This window comes from Duganella caerulea (assembly GCF_040362985.1).
GTDB classification, from domain to species: domain Bacteria; phylum Pseudomonadota; class Gammaproteobacteria; order Burkholderiales; family Burkholderiaceae_D; genus Rugamonas; species Rugamonas vulcania.
On record NZ_BPWJ01000001.1, the window covers coordinates 862,857 to 881,785 of the forward strand.

The window sequence follows — 18,929 nt, forward strand, 5'->3', positions numbered from 1 at the left end:
AATCGGCATCAACCGCTCGATTGTATTCGATATATCACGTACAATACAAGCACATCCAACCTCAATACGGAAAAAAACAATCATGAAAACCGTTGTTTGCCTCTCTCCCGGCGACCTTCAACTCGTCGAGCGCCCGGTGCCCCAGGCGGCGGCCGGCGAAGTGCTGGTGCGCGTGTGCCGCATCGGCTTGTGCGGCACCGATATGCATATCTTCCGCGGCACCCAGCCCTTCCTGCAGTATCCGCGCGTGATGGGCCACGAGCTGTCGGGCGAAATCGTCACCGCGCCCGAGGGCAGCGAATTGAAAGCCGGTGACCAGGTGTATGTGATGCCCTATCTGTCGTGCGGCGATTGCATCGCCTGCCGCCAGGGCAAGACCAACTGCTGCACCAATATCCAGGTGCTGGGCGTGCACCGCGACGGCGGCATGACCGAATACCTGGCGCTGCCCGAGCGCTTCGTGTTCAAGACCGACGGCATCTCCCTCGACGACGCGGCGATGCTGGAGTTCCTGGCCATCGGCGCGCACGCGGTGCGGCGCGGCGGCGTACGGCCCGGCCAGAACGTGCTGGTGGTGGGCGCAGGCCCGATTGGTATCGCCGCCGCGCTGTTCGCGCGTCTCAAGGGCGGCAACGTGACGGTGCTGGATGGGCGCGAGGACCGACTGGCCTTCTGCCGCGACGCGCTGGACGTCCCGCGCACGGTGACGCTTGGCGATCAGGACAAGGCGCAGCTGTCCGCGCTGACCAACGGCGAGTTCTTCGACGTGGTGTTCGACGCCACCGGCAACGTCAAGGCCATGGAGCGCGGGCTGGAATTCGTCGCGCACGGCGGCACGTATGTGCTGGTGTCGATCGTGTTGGACCGCATTTCCTTCGCCGATCCGGAATTCCACAAGCGCGAAACCAACCTGCTGGGCAGCCGCAACGCCACCGCCGACGACTTCCGCGAAGTGCTGGCGGCGATGAAGGCGGGCCTGGTGCCGACTGGCCTGATGAACACGCACCGCACCACGCTGTCCGATTTCGTGTCGGTGCTGCCGCAGTGGATGGATCCTGCGGCGGGCGTCATCAAAGCCATCGTCGAGGTGTAAATGGCCTCGCCTATTCTGCAATTCGGCACCAGCCGCTTCCTGCAGGCGCACGTCGACCTGTTCGTCCAGCAGGCGCTGGAAAACGGACAGGCGCTGGGCCGCATCACCGTGGTGCAGACCACCGGCAGCGCGCAGAGTGCGCAGCGGGTGGCGGCGTTCAATGCGCCGGGCGGCTATCCGGTGCGCATCCGTGGCCGTGAGGATGGCGCCGTGGTCGAGCAGGAGTACCGCGTGACCGCCATCGAGGCCGCGCTGCAGGCGGACCACGACTGGCCGGCGATCCGCGCGCTGGTCGCCGGCCCGGTGCGGGTGATCGTCTCCAACACGGGCGACCGTGGCTACGAGCTGTCGGCGCAGGATGGCCCGGCGCTGCTGGACGCGGACACGCCGCCGCGCAGCTTCCCCGCCAAGCTGCTGGTGCTGCTGCACCGGCGTTACCTGCAAGGCGGCGCGCCGGTCACGCTGTATCCGTGCGAGCTGGTGGCCAACAACGGCAGCGTGCTGCGGGAGCTGGTGTGCCAGCTGGCGCGCGAGTGGCGCCTGGACGAGGGCTTCCTCGCCTACCTGGGCGGCGCCTGCGTGTGGATCAATTCACTGGTGGACCGCATCGTCTCCGAGCCGATCGAGCCGGCCGGCGCGGTGGCCGAGCCTTACGCTATCTGGGTAATCGAGGCGCAGCCCGGCATGGTGCTGCCTTGTACCCATCCGCAGATCGTCGTTACGGATCGACTGGAGCCGTATGAGCGGCGCAAGCTGTTCCTGCTGAACCTGGGCCACACCTTCCTCGCCGAGCAATGGCTGCGAACCAGCCGCGCCGTCGACGAGACCGTGCTGCAGGCGATGGCCGATCCTGAACTGCGCGCGCAGCTGGAGGCGCTGTGGGAGGAGGAAGTGCTGCCGGTGTTCGACGCGCTGGGCGAGGCCGACATCGCGCGCGCCTATCTGGCGCAGGTGCGCGACCGCTTCACCAATCCCTTCCTGGCGCACCGGCTGGCCGACATCGCGCAGAACCACGAGCAGAAGAAGCAGCGCCGCCTTCAGCCGGTGGTGGCGCTGGCCGCCGAACAAGGCCTGACGCTGGCGCAGCCGCGCCTGCGCGCCGCGCTGCTGCGGGAGGCGGCATGAGTAAGCACATGAACGGCGCCTTGTGGTCGGTCGGCGAGTGCATGCTGGAGCTGCGTCCGCAATCGCAAGGCACCCTCGCCCACGCGGCGGCTGGCGACAGCTACAACACGGCGGTCTACCTGAAACGGCTGGCGCCCGATATGCCGGTTCGCTACGTCAGTGCGTTGGGCGACGATGCGATGAGCGGTTTGATCCGCGACCACATGCGGGAGGAGCGCATCGACGACAGCCTGATCGACATCCGCGCCGGCGGCACGGCGGGCTTGTACGCGATCGCAACCGACGCCAACGGCGAGCGCCGCTTCACCTACTGGCGCGCACAATCCGCGGCGCGAAGCATGCTGTCCGCCGCGCACCTGGCGCAACTGGGCGCGCAGTTGGCCGAGTGCCGCGTGCTGCTGCTGACCGGGATCACGCTGGCCATCCTGGACGACGAGCGGCGCGCCGCGCTGCTGTCGCTGGCGGCGCAGGTGCGCGCGGCCGGCGGCTGGGTCGCGCTGGACAACAACTACCGCCCGGCGCTGTGGGATGTCGCCACCGCGCGCGATTGGATGGACCGCGCTGCGCAGGTGTGCACCCACGCCCTGTTCAGCTTTGACGACGAGGTGCTGCTGCATGGCGAACGCAGTCCGGCCGAAGCGCTGGCACGCATCGCGGCGCTCGGCATACCGGAAGTGGTACTCAAGCTGGGCGCAGACGGCTGCCTGATCGGCGGCGCTGCACAGCATTCGGCGCAGCCCGTGCACGTCCCCGCGCTGGCGGTACGCGCCGTGGACACCACCGCCGCCGGCGACAGCTTCAACGCCGGCTACCTGGCGCAGCGCCTGCGTGGCGCGTCCAGCGTCAAGGCGGCGGAATTCGGATGCGCGGTGGCCGCCGCCGTGGTGACGCATCCGGGCGCTATCATACCGGCTGCAGCCCTTCCCTCTTTGAACACGGAGCCTTGATGCGCATCGACGCCCATCAGCATTTCTGGCAACTGGCCGCGCGCCAAGGCGCATGGCCGCCGCCGGAACTTGCCCCCATCTACCGCGACTTCCATCCCGCCGACCTGACCGCGCTGCTGGCGGAAAACGGCGTGGCCGCCACCGTGCTGGTGCAGTCCATGCCCAACGAGGCGGACACCCGCTACATGCTGGATCTGGCGGACCGCCACAGCTTCATTGGCGCGGTGGTCGGCTGGGCGGACCTGAAGGCGGCCGACGCGCCCGAGCACATCGCCGCCCTGGCCGCGCATCCCAAGCTGCGCGGACTGCGGCCCATGCTGCAGGACCTGGACGACGACCGCTGGATCGACGATCCGGCCCTGGCGCCGGCGGTGGACGCCATGCTGCGCCACGGCCTGCGCCTCGACGCGCTGGTACTGCCGCGCCACCTCCCCGCGCTGCTGGCCTTCGCGCGCCGCCACCCGGAGCTGCCGATCGTGATCGACCATGCGGCCAAGCCGGCCATGGACGGCGCGCCGCACGCGCAGTGGCGAGACGACATGAGCAAGCTGGCGGCGCTGCCGCAGGTGGAGTGCAAGCTGTCCGGCATGGTCACCGAGGCCGGAGCCGAATGGACCGTGGACCAACTGCGGCCCTACGCGCAGCATGTGCTGCAAGCCTTCGGGCCGGAACGCGTAATGTGGGGCAGCGACTGGCCGGTACTCACACTGGCCGCCGACTACCCGGCGTGGCTGGCCGCCAGTGAGGCGCTGCTGGCGCATCTGAACGAGGCGCAGCGCGCGGCCGTATTCGGCCTGAACGCGCACCGCTTCTACCAAATTGACTAACCTCCACGTACCGAACGCCATGCAGCCAGAGACCCTGACCGAAACCCCGGCGCTGACGAACCGGCCGTCCGAGCCACGTATGTACCGCGTAGTCGCCGAACGCATTCAAGAGCTAATCATCCAGCAAGGCATCGCCCCCGGCGAGCGCCTTCCCGCCGAGCGCGAACTGGCCGCATCACTGCGCGTCAGCCGCGCTTCGCTGCGCGAGGCGCTGATCGCATTGGAACTGGGCGGCGTGGTCGAGGTGCGCGGCGGCTCCGGCGTGTACGTGTGCGAAGCGGAGGCATCGCCGGCCGCCGTGCCGGAGGCCGGTCCGGGACCATTCGAGGTGCTGTCCGCCCGCAGCATGATCGAGACAGAGGTCGCCGCCTTGGCCGCCAAACACGCCACTGCCGCCGCGGTAAGCGCCATCCTGGCGGCGCTGCTGGAGATGGAGCGCAGCCATGAAGACCGCTCCAGCAACGAGCAGGCGGACCGCAACTTCCACCTGGCCATCGCGCGCGCCAGCGGCAACACGGCGTTCGTCGGCGTGGTCGATTACCTGTGGCGCCAGCGCAGCAGCCTGTGGCACCGGCTCAAGGAGCATTACCGCACCGAGGAACTGCGCATAACCACACTACTGGATCACCGCGCAATCTACGACGCCATCGCCGGCAGCGATCCGGTCGCCGCACGAAGCGCCATGCGCGCCCACCTGCAGCGCGTGAACCGCACGCTGGCTGGAGGGGGCTGACCGCCCCCTCCAGCCAGCATCAGCGCAGCGGCTCCAGGATCACCGCCGCGCCGCCCGCTGGCGCAAGGCGCAGCGTGAGTGTATCGCGCGCCGTCACCACGCGTTCCACGCGGCGCACTTCATTCGGCGTATCGCCGTCCTCCCACAGCGTGGCGCGGAAGCGGCCCGCCGGCAGGAAGCCCAGCGACACCGGCTCGGCGCGGCCGCCCGCCGTTTCGTCCGCCGTCATCGCGCCCAGATACCAGCTGCGGCCCTGGCGGCGCGCCAGCACGATGTCCAGACCCGGTGTGCCGGACAGGAAGCGCGTCTCGTCCCATGCCGTCGGCACGCGCTGGATGAAGTCGAAACCGGCGGCGCCGCGATAGACCTCGGGATCGTCGGACACCATCTGCAGCGGGCTGTCGTACACCACGTACATCGCCAATGCCTGGCCGCGCGTGTGCTGCGTCTGCGGCATCACCTCGCGCACCGTAAAGGTGGCCGGCGTGCCGTTGTGGAAGCCGCCCGGCGTGTAATCGAGCGGGCCGGCCAGCATGCGCGTGTACGGCAGCATCAGGTTGTGGCGCGGCGTGATGGACTTGTCCATCTTGTCCCACTCGGCGCCGCGCACGCCTTCCTGCGTGATGAAGTTAGGATAGCTGCGCTGCAGGCCGGCCGGCACGTAGGCGCCGTGCAGGTCCAGCAGCATGTGGCGCTTGGCCGTGGCTGCGGCGACGCGCTGGTAGAAGTCGACCACGTCCTGGTCGTCGCGGTTCATGAAATCGATCTTGACGCCCTTGATGCCCCAGCGCGCGTAGGTGTCGAGCACCTCGTCCATGCGCCCGGCCACGTGCTCCCAGTGCGCCCACAGCATCAGGCCCACGTTCTTGGCGGCGGCGTAGCGCACCAGTTCCGGCATGTCGATGCCGTCGGCGGCGCGGGTGACGTCGGTGGCCGGATTCGCGTCGCAGCAACCACCCGGGCCGGATGCCCAGCCGGCGTCGATCAGGTAATACGGCAGGCCGGAGGCGGCGGCGAAATCGATGAAGCGCTTGTAGTTGTCCATGCCCGGCTTCATGCCGACCAGGGGGCCGGACCACCAGTCCCACGCCGCCTTGCCCGGCCGCACCCAGCTGAAGTCGCCCTGCGGCGGCGGATTGAGGTTGCCGACCAGCTGCGACGAAATCATGTCGCCGATACGGTCGCCCATCATCACCACGCGCCACGCGGTGGTCAGCCCGGCCTGCGAGACGAAGGCCGGCGCCGGACGCTTGGGCGGCGCCGACAACCGTATCCGCAGCGCCCCGCCCTCGGGCAGCAGCGCCGCGCCGGTGTAGCCGGCCAGGTTGGCCTGGGTGATGGCGTAGGAGGTGCGTCCGGACGGCGCGGTGCAGACCACCGGCACGTCGTAGGCCTGGCCGGCGCGCAGCTGCGACACCTTCACGCGTTCGAACGGCACCTCGTGCGCGCCGTCGGCCACCGACGCCAGGCACTCCGGATCGCCGGCCGGCACGAAGGCGGTGCGCTCACCGCGCAGGCGCACCGGCTCGGCGCCGTCGAGCCGGTAGCGGAAGGCGACGCCGTCGTCATACGCGCGCACGTCGAGGTACAGGCGGCGGCCGGCCGGCGCCTGTTCACGGAATACCAGCGTGGCGCCGCGATAGCGGTCGCGCGCCTGGGCGGCCTTGGTGGCCACCAGCGGAATGGTGCGGTCGACCTTGACGTCCTCGCGCCGCTCCAGGCGCAGGGCGCCCAGCTCCGGCGCGCCGTCCAGCTCAAGCCCCAGCGGCGACGGCGCGATGACGGTCTCGCCCCGGCGCGCGACCGTGAAATGGCCGGCGTCGTCGTCGATCCGGATAGTGGTGCGCCCGTCGGGCGACGACACCAGCGCCGGCGCGGCCGAAGCCTGCGCCAGCGGCAGCAGCAGCGCCGCCACGAGCGTCGTCAACAGGGGTTTGCTCATGGCGCCACCGGCCATTTGCTGCGGAATTTCGCGTCTCTTCATACCATTCTCGTTATTGGGATTAGCACCCGCGAGGGCGGGCGACGGAGCCTGATTGTATGGAATATATTGAAGACAATCAAGCGCATTTTTTCCGGCCGCCGATGCCGGCGGCGGCGGTTAGCCGGAATGCGTCTCTTGCAGCTTGCTGACGTACATGGCCTGGTCGGCCTGGCGCATCAGCTGATGGATGTCGTCGCCATGTTCAGGGTAATGCGCCACGCCGATGCTGGCGGTGGCGCCCAGGCTCACGCCGTCGGCCAGCCGCATCGGCACCGCCAGGACCTGATGGATTTTTTCCACGATGCGCAGCGCGTCGTCAGCCACCAGCACCTCTTCCACGATGATGACGAACTCGTCTCCGCCCAGCCGCGCCACCGTGTCGGACTCGCGCACGCAGTACTTGAGGCGCCGCGCCACCTCGCGCAGCAGCTCGTCGCCGCAGTCATGTCCATGCTCGTCGTTGACCTGCTTGAACTTGTTCAGGTCGATGAACAGCAGCGCCAGCTGGCCCTGGTGGCGCTGGGCGCGGGCCAGCGCCATCTGCAGCCGGTCGAGGAACAGCCGGCGATTGGGCAACTGGGTCAGCTCGTCATGCTGGGCCATGAAGCGCAGCCTGGAATTGAGCTGCTGGCGATGGATCGCCGTCGCCACCTGGCTGGACACAAAGGTCAGCAACTCCTGCTCCTGGTCGGTGTAGCCGGCCTGGCCGGGAGCGTCCCCGCCCTGCAGCAGGAGCACGCCGATATCGCCCTGGGTGGTGGTCAGCGGCACGCCTATCCAGCAATCCGGCTCGGCGCCCGCGGCGGCCCGCACGGAAGGCGGCGCCAGCGCCATCGTCGCCGGCGTCAGCAGCACCGGCGCGCCGCCGCGCAGCACCTCCTCGCCCAGCCAGCGCGCCAGCGCATGCGGCGCGGCGCCGCCGGCGTGGACGTGATAGGCGAAGCGCAGGCCCGTGCCCTGCTCGTCCCGCAGCGCGACCGCGAAGCCGCTGGCCGGCAGCATGGTGCCGATGATGCGGTGGATGCGCTGGAACAGCGCGGGCAGGTCGTCGCTGGCGTGGGCCGCCTCGGAGATCGCATACAGCGTGTACTGCATTCTCTCGGCCTGCTTGCTGGCGGTGACATCGTGCGCCACCGCCACGCGCAGCTGGTCCGCCTCCGACCAGCGCGCCGACCACATGATGTAGACGAGCTGGCCGTCCTTGCGGACGTAGCGGTTTTCGAAGCGGGAATTGGGCTGGCCGTCCATGATGGCGCGCGCCGCCGCCAGCGTGCGCTCGCGGTCGGCCGGCGCCACCAGGTCGATCATCCGCATGCCGACCATTTCCTGCGGCGTGTAGCCGAAGATGCGCTCGCAGGCGGCGCTGACGAACACAAAGCGGCCGTCAACATCGACCATGCAGACGGCGTCCATCAGCAGGTCGGTGAAGCGGGCGATCGTGTCGGCGCTGGATTTGTGCATATCGGGCCATTCTAGCCCTGAATGCCGGCCGCGAGGAGGACTAGCGCGGAGTGTTGCTAAATTGCATCGCCCCCTTAAGCGGCCGCCACGTGCTCCCGCAGGAATTGCGCATGGTCGGGCATGCCGTCCACCGCGCGCGCGATCGCATTGCGCAGGTTCCAGAAATGCGCCTGCACCTGGCGCAGGTCCAGCAGCTCGGCCATCGGGTCGTAGCCGCGGGGCCGTAAGCCCAGCCCCGTCAGGATGGCCAGGTGGGACGCCTCGCGGAAACCCTGCAGGTCGTAGATCATGACATGGCCGGTCTCGCGGAACAATTCGATCTGGTGCCGCAGCGTGTCGGGAATCGGCATGTCGGCGCAATAGCGCCAGAACTCGGAATCGCTGCGGCCGGTGATTTTGTAATGCAGGATGATGAAGTCGCGCACATACTCATAGCGCTCCGACACCAGCCGGTTGAATTCGTCCGCCAGCGCGGGGCGGCAGGCGCGGTCCGGGAAGTACTGCACCAGCCAGCCCACCGCGTTCTCGATCATGTTGATGCTGGTCGATTCGAGCGGTTCCAGGAAGCCACCGGACAAGCCGATGGCGACGCAGTTCTTGATCCACGATTTGCGCCGGCGGCCGGCGGTAAAGCGCAGCTGGCGCGGTTCGGCCAGCGCCTCGCCGTCCAGGTTGTCGAGCAACAGGCGCTGCGCTTCCGCGTCGGTCGTGAAGCCGTCGCAGTACACATGGCCGTTGCCGGTGCGGTGCTGGAGCGGGATGCGCCAGGTCCAGCCGGCAGGTCGCGCGGTCGATATGGTGTACGGCGTGACCCGCTCGCCCCTGGCGCACGGTACGGCCTGCGCGCTGTTACAGGGCAGCATGGCGCTCCAGTCGTCGTAGCCGGCCTGGTACACGCCCTCGATCAGCAAGCCGCGGAAGCCCGAACAGTCGACGAACAGGTCGCCTTCGATGCGTTGGCCGTCGCGCAGATTGATGGCGGTGATGAAGCCGGTTTCGGGATGCTGCTCAACCGTGGTGACCATGTCCTCCACGCGCCGCACGCCCAGCCGCACGGCGTAGTCGCGCAGATAGGCCGCGTACAGCCCGGCGTCGAAGTGGTAGCCGTAGGAATACGCGGAGCCCGCCCCCGGCGCCAGCTCGAACGATGGCTGGAAGCGCTGCTTGCGCGCCATCACGGCCGTCATCGACCACTCCTCCAGCGGCGGCATGTCCTTGAATTCGCGCGCCAGCCGCATCCAGTGCAGATACGGCGAACGGCCCTGGACCAGCGGACCGTAGTCGCTGAAGCCGTGGAAGAAGCGGTTGCCGACCAGCCCCCAGTCCTTGAACTCGATGCCGAGCTTGAAGGTGGCCTGGGTCGCGCGCACGAAGTCGACCTCGTCGATGCCGAGCGAACGGTTGAAATAAGGCAGCGTCGGCAGCGTCGCCTCGCCCACCCCGACCGTACCGATTTCCGCCGACTCCACCAGCACGATCTGGCACGACGCGCCCAGCAGCTTCACCAGTCCCGCCGCACTCATCCAGCCGGCGGTCCCGCCGCCGACGATAACAATTTTCCGGATCGCTTGATCGGTCATCCCTGCTGCTCCTTATGCGAGGCACCATTATGCCATCGCCTCCCGCGGCGGACCGCGGGAGGCGGGTGCTGCATCAACTCAGAACGAGAAATGCGCCTTCAGGTAGTAGCTGCGGCCGGTGAAGTTGGCGAAGTGCTCCTTCAGGCCGATCTGCTGCTGCATATACTGCTTGAACATGGCGTTGGTCAGGTTGCCGACGTCGAACGACACGGTGATGTTGTCGTTCACCTTGTACTGCACGCCAAGGTCGGTCTGGCCATACGCTCCGCCCCAGACCGGCAGCGCGTAGTTCACCGAGCCCGACTGGCCCTTGTTCGGGCTGTTCGGATTCTGGTCGATGCCGTCGCCGCCGTTGGTGCCGAAGGCGTTGATCACCTGCAGGTAGTCCGAACGCCAGCTGTAGGCCAGGCGCGCCGACCACGGTCCCTTGTCGTACAGCAGGGCGAAGTTCACCGCGTTCTTGGACGTGCCCAGCATCGGCTCGCTGCCCAGCACGCGGCCGTCGGTGTCGCAACCGGACAAGTTACGCAGGGTCTCCGACTCCAGCGTGCCCTTCGGCGTGCACCACAGGGCGGTCGGCGCGTGCATGTCCTGCTTGCTGCGGATGTAGGTGTAGTTGCCCTGCACCCCGATGCCCTTCAGCCAGTCCGGCAGATTGTCGAAGTAATGCTGGAAGCCCACCTCGGCGCCATAGGCGCGCGCGTCGGCGCCGTTGGCCGGCCCGTTGGTCAGGAAGTCATGCTTCACACCGGCGGAGTCGGTCAGCGTGTTGATCACCGTGCGGGTGATGATGATGTCCTTGATCTTCTTGTGGAACAGCGACATCGTCAGCGAACTGCCATGGCTGAGGTACCACTCCGCCGTCAGATCCAGGTTGTTCGACAGGACCGGCTTGAGCAAGGGGTTGCCGGCGCTGTCGCCAACGAAGTCGATCGAATCAAGCACGGTCTGCTTGGTCACCGGGTCGACGTGCGTCTGCGGCTTCAGGTCCAGCGTGGTGTACTGCTGCATCTGGTAGAAGTCCGGCCGCGACATGCCTTTCGAGGCGGCGAAGCGGAACTGCAGCTCGTCGTTGACCTTCATGCGCAGGTTCAGGCTCGGCAGGACGTTGGTGTAGTTGTTGTCGATCGTGTGCAGGTCGTTCACCGCCGCGATCGTGGGCACGCCCTGCACCTGGGTGCCGGTCGGCGGGCTGAAGATCGTCATGCCGGTCGCCTTCTCCTCGGTCTTCACGACACGCACGCCGACGTTGCCGTCGACCGGATAGCGCAGGTTGTCGAAGCCGAAGCGCAACTGGGTGTACGCGGCCTTGGTGCGCTCCTTCTGCTGGTTGGTGTCGCTCGGGCCGCCGAACACCGAAGGCTTCCAGTTGGTGCAATCGCCGGTGGCGCCGGGGGTGTTGCAGTAGTAGTTGGCGTAGTTGTGCAATTCCTGGTAGGCCGCCGGCACCGAGTCGAAGGAGCTGCTGACCATCGCCTGGGTCGGAACGATGATGGTCGGCGCCGCCGGCAAGGTGCCGTTGAAGAAGTTGCCGAAGCTGTGGGCCACGTAGTTCGACTGCCCCAGGCGCGGATCGGTCAGGACCGCGAAATGGCTGTAGGGCTGCCAGCTGTTGCCGACCGACCAGGACTGGGTGATGTTCTGCCATTCGTTGCCGCCATTGCCGCCGTGGGTGCGGTTGGTGACCGAATCGCGGTCGGTCATGCGCAGGCCAAAACGCAGGTCGCGCAGCACCGGCGAATCGAACACGAACCGGGCGTCGGCCCGTGCCACATCCTGCGTGGCCACCGCCGCGTCGCGGTGCTCCTGGGCGAAGCTCCAGTAGTAGTTGTTGGCGTTGGCCAGCCAGGCGCGGTCGCTGGCGTCGAAGGTGTAGGTCGGCACCGAGGTCCGCAGGTCAACCGTCTCCTTGGGCATGAAGCCGCCCAGGCCGACGGTGTTGTCATAGGCCTGGGTGGTGGCGCGCGTGTGCTGCAGGTCGGCGGTGAGGGTCCACTGGTCGGTCGGGCGCCACTGGATGTTCCAGGACAGGTCCGAGGTGTCGGCCTTGCGGCTCGAGCGGCGCGCGTCGGTGCCGAAGCCGATGCCGTTGCTCAGGCCGAAACCGCCGTCGGTCGGGTTGTGCAGGACGCCCGTCAGCAGCGCACCCTTGGCATCGTAGGTCGCGCCCGGATCGACGGTCAGCGTGGCCGGCGTGGTGGCCATGAAGAAGCCGGCCTCCTCGGTGTACATCTTGTACTTCGATTTGAAGTAGGTCATCGAGGAAGACCAATTGTCTTTCTTCCACTGCAGCGCGCCGTACAGGCCGTCACGGGTGCGGTCGAAGGTGTTCGAGCTCCAGCTTGCGCCCGGGCTGATCCAGCGGGTCTGGCCGGGCGTGATGTCGGTGCGCGGAATGTAGGGGCTCACGCCCATGCTGTCGCTGGCGGTGGAGATTTCCGAATGCGCCAGGTCAAGCAGCGCGCCGAACTGGCCCAGCGGCGTGGTCCAGCGGTTCGAGATCAGGCCGGACAGTCCCGGCCGGGTGTGCGTGCTGCGGCTGGCGCGCGACTCTTCCACCGACAGCGCCGCCTTGAAGCCCTTGTAGTCGAACGGCAGCGCGGTGCGCAGATTGACCAGGCCGCCGATCGCGCCCTCGACCTGCTCGGCGGACGGATTCTTGTAGACGTCCACGCCGGCCATCAGCTCGGGCGGCACGTCCTCGAAGCTCAGCGCGCGGCCGCCGTTGGCGGAGAAGGAGTCGCGCCCATTCAGTTCCGAACGCACATAGTTCATGCCGCGCACCGACACCCCGGTGCCCTCGGCGGCGAAGCGCTGGATGCCGTCGCCGGTGCTTTGCAGCGGATCGGCGCGGTACTGGGTGCGGTCGATGGACACGCCCGGGATACGCTGCAACACTTCGGTGACCGAACGGTCGGGCAGTTTGCCGATGTCGGCGGCCACGATCGAATCGACGATCTCGTCCGAGTTCCGTTTGATGTTGGCGGCCGACTCCAGCGCGGCGCGCTGGCCAGCCACGATCACCGTGACGGGTTGGGCTTCCTTGTCCTTATCGGTGGCGGTAGCGGTCTGCGCCAGCACGGCGCCACTGGTCAAAAGCAACACTTGTGCAACCGCGGCAGCGATCGCTGTTTTTTTAAATTCGCTCAATTTTGTCTCCGTCTTTGTATGTTGCCACCATACGATCAGGTGACAGGCAGATGTTGCTTGCAGCATCGATCTCACTCAATCACAAAAATCCTCAATCCCAAGAATGAAATTCCATATCCGGACTGCCGTACCAGTGCGGATCGCCAGCGCGCCGGCGGCATCGCGGCGCAATATGTCGTCCTCCCGCAACACGGCGCTCGCGGCCGGCGCCACCCGCTCGATCATCCGCACGCCGTTCCTCTGCCGCCTGGTTTGCCCGAACCGGTTTTTCATGGCAGCATGCGGCTGAGCCAATTTGCAAAATCACCAACGTTGAATAAAATACTGGGCGTGCTCGATAGCGCGCGCCGTGCCGGCGACTGGGCCATTACTTTTGGAGCGACCACATGACACCGACAGTCATCGTAATGTGCGGTCTGGCAGCTGGACTCGGCATCATGTTTTGGCGACGCCGGCTGCGGTCGCGCCGCGTGGCCTACATCACGGCCTACGCGCTCCCCGTCGGCTTGTTGGAAAAACTGCGCGAGCGCCATCCGAGCCTAAGTATGGAAAACTACCAGCTTGTGGCACAGGGGCTGCGGCAGTTCTTTCTGGCCCATCTCAACAGCGGCAGGGAATTCGTCTCCATGCCGTCCCAGATCGTTGACGACCTGTGGCACGAATTCATCCTCTACACTAAAAATTATCAGCAATTCTGCCGTCGCGGCTTCGGCCGGTTCCTGCACCACACGCCCGCCGCGATGTTAAGCAAGGGCCAGCGGGGCAATGCCGGGATACGCCGGTGCTGGTTCCAGGTCTGTCGCCAGGAAAACATCAACCCGCGCCACCCCACCCGGCTTCCTTTGCTGTTCGCGTTGGATGCCCAATTGAACGTACCAAATGGTTTTACCTATGTCGTCGATTGCAACGGCGCCGCACGCCAGGCGGATGGCGGCGCCACGATCTACTGTGGCGCCGACCTGGGCGGATCCGCAGCCGGGTGCGGCGGCGGATCTTGCGACGGGGCGCACGGCCATTCCGGCTCGGATTCAGGCTGTAGTGGCGATGGCGGCGGGGACGGCGGTGGTGGAGGCTGCGGCGGGGATGGCGGGGGCGGTTGCGGCGGGGGCGGCGGCGACTGACGCCCCGACCCAGCGCTGGCATACGGCGAACCGCTTGCCCTGCACCGCCATGCCCGCAGAGACAAATGCCATTTCAGGCGCCGGATGGAAGCGCCAACCCTACTCTTTATTAAAGTAATGAACGGAAAGCGCACACACATGATTGGCACAGGTACTGGGATAACGATGACATCCCACCTGCGGCGCGCCATAGACAGCGGGCACGACCACCCTTGCGGCGGCGACGGCGGCGCGAGCCGCCACGTCCGATGCCATGCCTTGCGCGACCGCCACTTGGGCGGCAATACCCGCGACCGTGGCAGTAGCCCGCGCATGCGCGTTCACCGTCACGTTCTTGCTCCAGGTGGCACCGCTGTCAGCGCTTTTGAAGACGCAATGATTATCAGTCCCCGCATACACGGTCGCCGGCGCCGCGCCGTGTATCGCCAGGCTACGGACAGTCCGATCATTGATACCCTTGTTGATGGCGCGCCAAGCCTGCCCCGCCATGCGTTTCAACGCACCGCCAGCCAGCGTGCCGGCGTAAACCGTCTGAGGATCGAGGGGATCGACCGCCAACGCCAGCACGGTGGTCCGCTCTATACCGTTGCCGCAGGCATTCCATCCAGTGCCGAGATTTGAGCTGGTCAATAAGCGGCCGTCTGCGGTGCCTAGATGCAGTGCCTTGCTATTTGGCAATTGGCTCAACGCCCAGATATCAGGATTGACCAAACCCGTGTTCTGCGGACGCCAGCGAATGGCGGCGTTGAGGTTGCGACAGACTGTCATGGCGGTGGCGGCAAAAATAGTCGCCGGGTTCGTGCAATCGAGCAGCAGGCGCCGTATCCGCAGGTCGCCCCCCAGCAGGCCGGAGCTGGCCGACTGCCAGTTCAGTCCCCCGTTGGAGCTCCTGAACACGCCGTTTCCATTCGTTCCCACGTGTAGGATAGCCGGATTGGCCGGATTGATCACCAGCGCGGTAATATCGAGATTGTTTAAGCCCGTGTTACGCGCGGTCCAGTTTCCCCCGCTGTTAACGCTGACGAAAACTCCAGCCGCGGTCCCTGCATACAGGGTAGTGGGGTTCGCGGGATTCGTCACCAAAACCCTTACATCCAGATTATGCAAGCCGTTGTTCCTGGCGGCCCAGTTGTCACCGCCATCGGCACTGAAGAACACGCCGCCCGCGGTGCCCGCATACAAGGTCTCCAGTGGCACACCAGGCACCACGCTGAGGTCGCGCACCTGCAGGTTCGTCAAGCCGGTGTTTTTCGCCACCCAGGCGATCGCCAGGCCCGTGCTCTTAAACACCCCACCGCTTCCGCTTCCCAGGTACACTGTGTCAGTCACGACGGCGCCGAGGCGCAGCACGTTCACATCAAGGTGCGTTAGCCCTGGGTTGACATCGCTCCAGCTATCGCCGTAATCGAAGCTCCGGAATACGCCAGCAGCGGCGCTCCCCGCGTACATGGTCCGGGGCCGGTTCGGATGGCAAAGCAGCGCCGTGATTCGTCCCGGATCCAGTCCCGCGTTGTGCGGCGCCCAGTTCGCCGCCGAATCGACCGTCAGGTATACGCCCGCTTCCGTTCCGGCATACAGGACAGCTGCATTGCTTGGCGCCATAGCCAAGGCCCGGACCTGGAGATTTCCCAGGCCGGTGTTCCGCGCTACCCAGTTGCCACCCGAGTTGGCGCTGGTAAAAATGCCGCCGCCCAAAATGCCGACATATAGCGTCGTGGGGACTGCGGGATTGATAACAATGGCGATGGCGTTCATACCGCCGCCAGGCAAACCCGCGCTGGCCGTTGCCCAGTTATTCGCCCCGTCGGCGCTGCGGAAAACCTGGCCGTCTGCGGTGCCGGCGTAAGCAATGGCTGACGCGAGCGGATCAAGCACCACGGTGAGCACATGCATGCATGTCAAGCCGTTCGAGGCCGCCGCCCAGTTCAAACCGGCGTCAGCGGATCGAAAGACGCCGTTGCGATAGGTCGCTGCATACATCACGTGTACATTGACTGGATCGATTGCGATGGCGCGAATCGGCGCCAGCGTCGCCACTTCATTCGCGTCGTGGGGGTTAATCTTCGTGAAGGGAAGGCCCGCGCTCGAATCGGTCCAGGTCATGCCGGCGTCGGCGCTGACGAGGATCTCCCCGGTTTCGGTCCCGGCATAGATGCGCGCGGGATTATTAGGCACGATCGCGATGACAGTCGCGTCAAAATTGTCCGGCTGGGCAGCTTCCGGCCAGATCGGGGTGGCGGGCACCAAGGCGGCCGTGGCGCCGAAGACCGCATCGACATCGCCGCGTAATGCCACCGAGCCCGCGACCAAGCCGCCTACCACCGGAGGTAGTTTGGCCGGGATGGTGCCGACCATTCCACGGGTTTTTGAACTGGAGCGCCCCGTCGCTTCGGCCTGCGCCTTCACGACCGCGCGGGCCGCGCCATTGATCACGCCGTGCACGTCGATCCCCGGCGCGGCATTGATGGCGGTAATCGCGGCGAGGACTTGATTGGCGGGGCCAGCGTCGATCGCGTCGCGCACCTGGATTTCTGTTCCTGGGTTCACCGACAGATCATACGCATCCATTAACGCCTCCTGGGCCTGGGAGCCGATCGTTGTATGATTCAGTCGTTGATGCACTTGCGCGCACGCGTTGGTGATAATTCGCGACATGCGCGCAGCCGCGGTAAATATGACCCTGGCACTATCGACCGCAAGCGTCACGAAATTCGCGTTTTGGGCCGCTCCGGCGATCGTCGCCACGTTCGTGACGCCGGTTCGCATCTCGCCTGCAGTGACCTGCAGCGCATCTGCCACGGCGAGCAAGGGAGCGGCCGCAATGCCGACATACACGGTGGTGGTCAAGGCGGTATCGATCTTCAGCGCACGCACGTCCAGATCGAGCAAGCCCCCTTCCCCGGGCGCCCAACCCGCATTGAAGGCTGCCCAGTTCGCCCCTTGATCCGCGCTCTGAAATACACCGGCGGCGGTGCCAGCGTAAAGGATGCCGGCATTGGCCACGTCCAGCGCACGGATATCGGTCGACACCAATCCAGCGCTGGCCGGGTTCCACGTCTGGCCTGCGTCCGCGCTGCGAAATCCCCCCGTCCGGGTACCGACATACATGCCCAGGGTCGACGCGGGGTCGAACAGAATAGCCTGAATGTCCTGCCCCATCAGGCCCGCGTTGGCGGCGAGCCATTGCCCGCCTTGGTCCGTGCTGGCGTATAGCCCGCCGCCCACGGTCCCGGCATACACGAGGCCAGTGTCGTGCGCGACTGCCAGCGCCGCCACGTCTGTCACAGCGAGCCCGATATTGGCGGCGGCCCAGCTGGCCCCGCCATCCTGGCTGCGATACACACCGTGCGCCGCCGTGCCGGCGTACACGTGCTGCGTGTTGTGCCCGCTAACGGCGACCGCCCGCACCTCGACATTACCCAAACCATTGTTCAGATGCACCCACGTGTTACCACCGTCCATACTCTTGAACACGCCGTTGGCAAGGGTGCCTGCGTACATAGTTGCCGGCGCCCCTGGCTCGATCGCCAGCGCAAGCACCGCGTGCCCCGCCATTCCCAGCAAATGCCAGGTGGCGCCGCCGTCAACGGAACCATATATGCCTTCCAGGCACCCCGCATACACACGCGGTGGCGCCTGGTGGTCGACGGCCAGACAGTAAGGCCGCGACATCGGGTAGCCTTGGTGGATGCCTCTCCACCCCCCATCGGCCGCCGTATAACGCACCAGGCCGCCCACGTTGCCGTCGCGCCGCATCACCTGGCTGACCGCGACGGAGGCGCCAAATCCCATCGCCGCGCAAGCCTGATAGGTGGTCGCCACAGCGATTTGATCGGCCCCGGCCAGTGCTGGATCGGATAGCCGTATCTCCGCCAGACAGCTTGCAATCAAAGAGATCGCGGCATGCTGCAGGCCAAGGACACAAGCGTCGACTGGTGCGAAGCCGGGCCCCTTGCGGTAATTCGGCCAGACCATGCCAATATTGCCCCTGGCTCCGCCGATCTCGGCATCGGGTTCCGTGCCGGCGGTGTCCAGGCGAAACCGGTCAACCCACCCCCGGTCGAAATAACTGGTGACACCTTCGGTCGCCGTGTGGCCGTACGCGTTGCCCATCCCATAGGAGTATGCAATGGTCCGGGCGGCCCCGACCCCGGCCTGCTGCGGTAGCGGCTGGGGAATGTTTCCCGGTACTGCAACCTCCGCGCCGTGGTGGGATGCCACCAGTCCCACGCACACATTGTCGCAACCGTGATTGAATGTGAAACCCTGATAGCTCGCATCGCCTGTCAACAACATATAGCGGCCGTTCTGGTAGGGATCCTCGATTCTCAGGGCGATACCCGAATTATTCGAGTCGTTGCCAGTGACACGAATAAAGGTATAGCCCGATCGTGTAATGCTCAACGGCGCGCCGGCAGTCTGGCTCCATAAATGGAGGTCGCGGCCGTTTTGATTGATGCTCACGCGCAAGTTTTTCGCAATTTTGCTCAGATCCTGGTTGCCCGCTTTTTCGGGCGCGAGCCAGGCAGTATTGGGATGGCGATTGGCCTTCGCAACTATTTGATCGATAGCGACTGAAATGTGGTCGTCATCCCAATGCGACAAAACGAAGTGGGGAATGGCCGCCTCACAGAAGAACACATTCGAATCGAGAAATGCCTTGGTAAACAAGTTGTTACCAATACCTCCGCCGAGGTCGTAGTATAAAAATGGTTGCCCATGCGCATTCAACACTACATTCAGATTGCCTTGGCCGATATCGCAGACCAGTACGAAACAAGGTCTTTCAGCGTCAGTCAAGGCGGCGGGAATCCAGCCATCGATCAGATTTTGCAGACCAGCTGTCGTGTTATGGACTGTGCGCGCCATCAATCCTCCCGTTCCAGGCAGGGATGCGGAGCCGGCTGA

The 18,929-nt window shown here is 66.0% G+C and carries 12 protein-coding genes; 6 read left to right on the forward strand and 6 right to left on the reverse strand.

Annotated elements, in window-relative coordinates:
- Positions 1-82: 82 nt before the first annotated feature.
- The 5 genes from ACUJB0_RS03665 to ACUJB0_RS03685 are packed head-to-tail and all read left to right on the forward strand — an operon-like array spanning position 83 to position 4,725.
- Entirely contained in the window at positions 83-1,093 is a 1,011-nt protein-coding gene (locus ACUJB0_RS03665) for a zinc-binding alcohol dehydrogenase family protein (RefSeq protein ID WP_444844045.1), read from the forward strand.
- On the forward strand, positions 1,094-2,218 hold the full coding sequence (locus tag ACUJB0_RS03670) for a mannitol dehydrogenase family protein (protein WP_444844046.1): 1,125 nt from the start codon (positions 1,094-1,096) through the stop codon (positions 2,216-2,218).
- A complete protein-coding gene (locus tag ACUJB0_RS03675; RefSeq protein WP_444844047.1) occupies positions 2,215-3,165 on the forward strand; it encodes a sugar kinase in 951 nt (316 codons plus the stop codon). The genes ACUJB0_RS03670 and ACUJB0_RS03675 overlap by 4 nt, the downstream gene beginning before the upstream one ends.
- On the forward strand, positions 3,165-3,992 hold the full coding sequence (locus ACUJB0_RS03680) for an amidohydrolase family protein (RefSeq protein WP_444844048.1): 828 nt from the start codon (positions 3,165-3,167) through the stop codon (positions 3,990-3,992). Before ACUJB0_RS03675 ends, ACUJB0_RS03680 begins: the two co-directional genes overlap by 1 nt.
- 19 nt (positions 3,993-4,011) lie before the next feature.
- On the forward strand, positions 4,012-4,725 hold the full coding sequence (locus ACUJB0_RS03685; protein WP_444844049.1) for a FadR/GntR family transcriptional regulator: 714 nt from the start codon (positions 4,012-4,014) through the stop codon (positions 4,723-4,725).
- A gap of 19 nt (positions 4,726-4,744) precedes the next feature.
- On the opposite strand, the gene ACUJB0_RS03690 is transcribed toward ACUJB0_RS03685, so the two are convergent.
- From ACUJB0_RS03690 to ACUJB0_RS03710, 5 genes are all read right to left on the reverse strand, one after another.
- Positions 4,745-6,709 carry a glycoside hydrolase family 97 protein gene (locus ACUJB0_RS03690; RefSeq protein WP_444844050.1) on the reverse strand — a complete coding sequence of 655 codons (1,965 nt, stop codon included), beginning with the start codon at positions 6,707-6,709 and terminating at the stop codon, positions 4,745-4,747.
- A gap of 117 nt (positions 6,710-6,826) precedes the next feature.
- Positions 6,827-8,170: a sensor domain-containing protein gene (locus ACUJB0_RS03695; RefSeq protein WP_444844051.1), complete on the reverse strand. Its 1,344-nt coding sequence runs from the start codon at positions 8,168-8,170 to the stop codon at positions 6,827-6,829.
- Between the two features lie 74 nt (positions 8,171-8,244).
- The gene (locus ACUJB0_RS03700) at positions 8,245-9,750 is read right to left on the reverse strand and encodes a tryptophan halogenase family protein (RefSeq protein WP_444844052.1); all 1,506 of its coding nucleotides are present in this window, start codon (positions 9,748-9,750) and stop codon (positions 8,245-8,247) included.
- 78 nt (positions 9,751-9,828) lie between these two features.
- Positions 9,829-12,855 carry a TonB-dependent receptor gene (locus tag ACUJB0_RS03705; protein WP_444844053.1) on the reverse strand — a complete coding sequence of 1,009 codons (3,027 nt, stop codon included), beginning with the start codon at positions 12,853-12,855 and terminating at the stop codon, positions 9,829-9,831.
- Positions 12,856-12,975: 120 nt separating this feature from the next.
- Complete coding sequence (locus tag ACUJB0_RS03710; RefSeq protein WP_444844054.1) at positions 12,976-13,173, reverse strand: hypothetical protein; 198 nt, start codon at positions 13,171-13,173, stop codon at positions 12,976-12,978.
- Positions 13,174-13,286: 113 nt separating this feature from the next.
- Here ACUJB0_RS03710 and ACUJB0_RS03715 point away from each other — a divergent pair, with 113 nt between their 5' ends.
- Entirely contained in the window at positions 13,287-14,021 is a 735-nt protein-coding gene (locus ACUJB0_RS03715; protein WP_444844055.1) for a glycine-rich domain-containing protein, read from the forward strand.
- A gap of 99 nt (positions 14,022-14,120) precedes the next feature.
- On the opposite strand, the gene ACUJB0_RS03720 is transcribed toward ACUJB0_RS03715, so the two are convergent.
- Positions 14,121-18,890, reverse strand: a complete 4,770-nt coding sequence (locus ACUJB0_RS03720) for a hypothetical protein (protein ID WP_444844056.1) — start codon at positions 18,888-18,890, stop codon at positions 14,121-14,123.
- Positions 18,891-18,929: the final 39 nt, after the last annotated feature.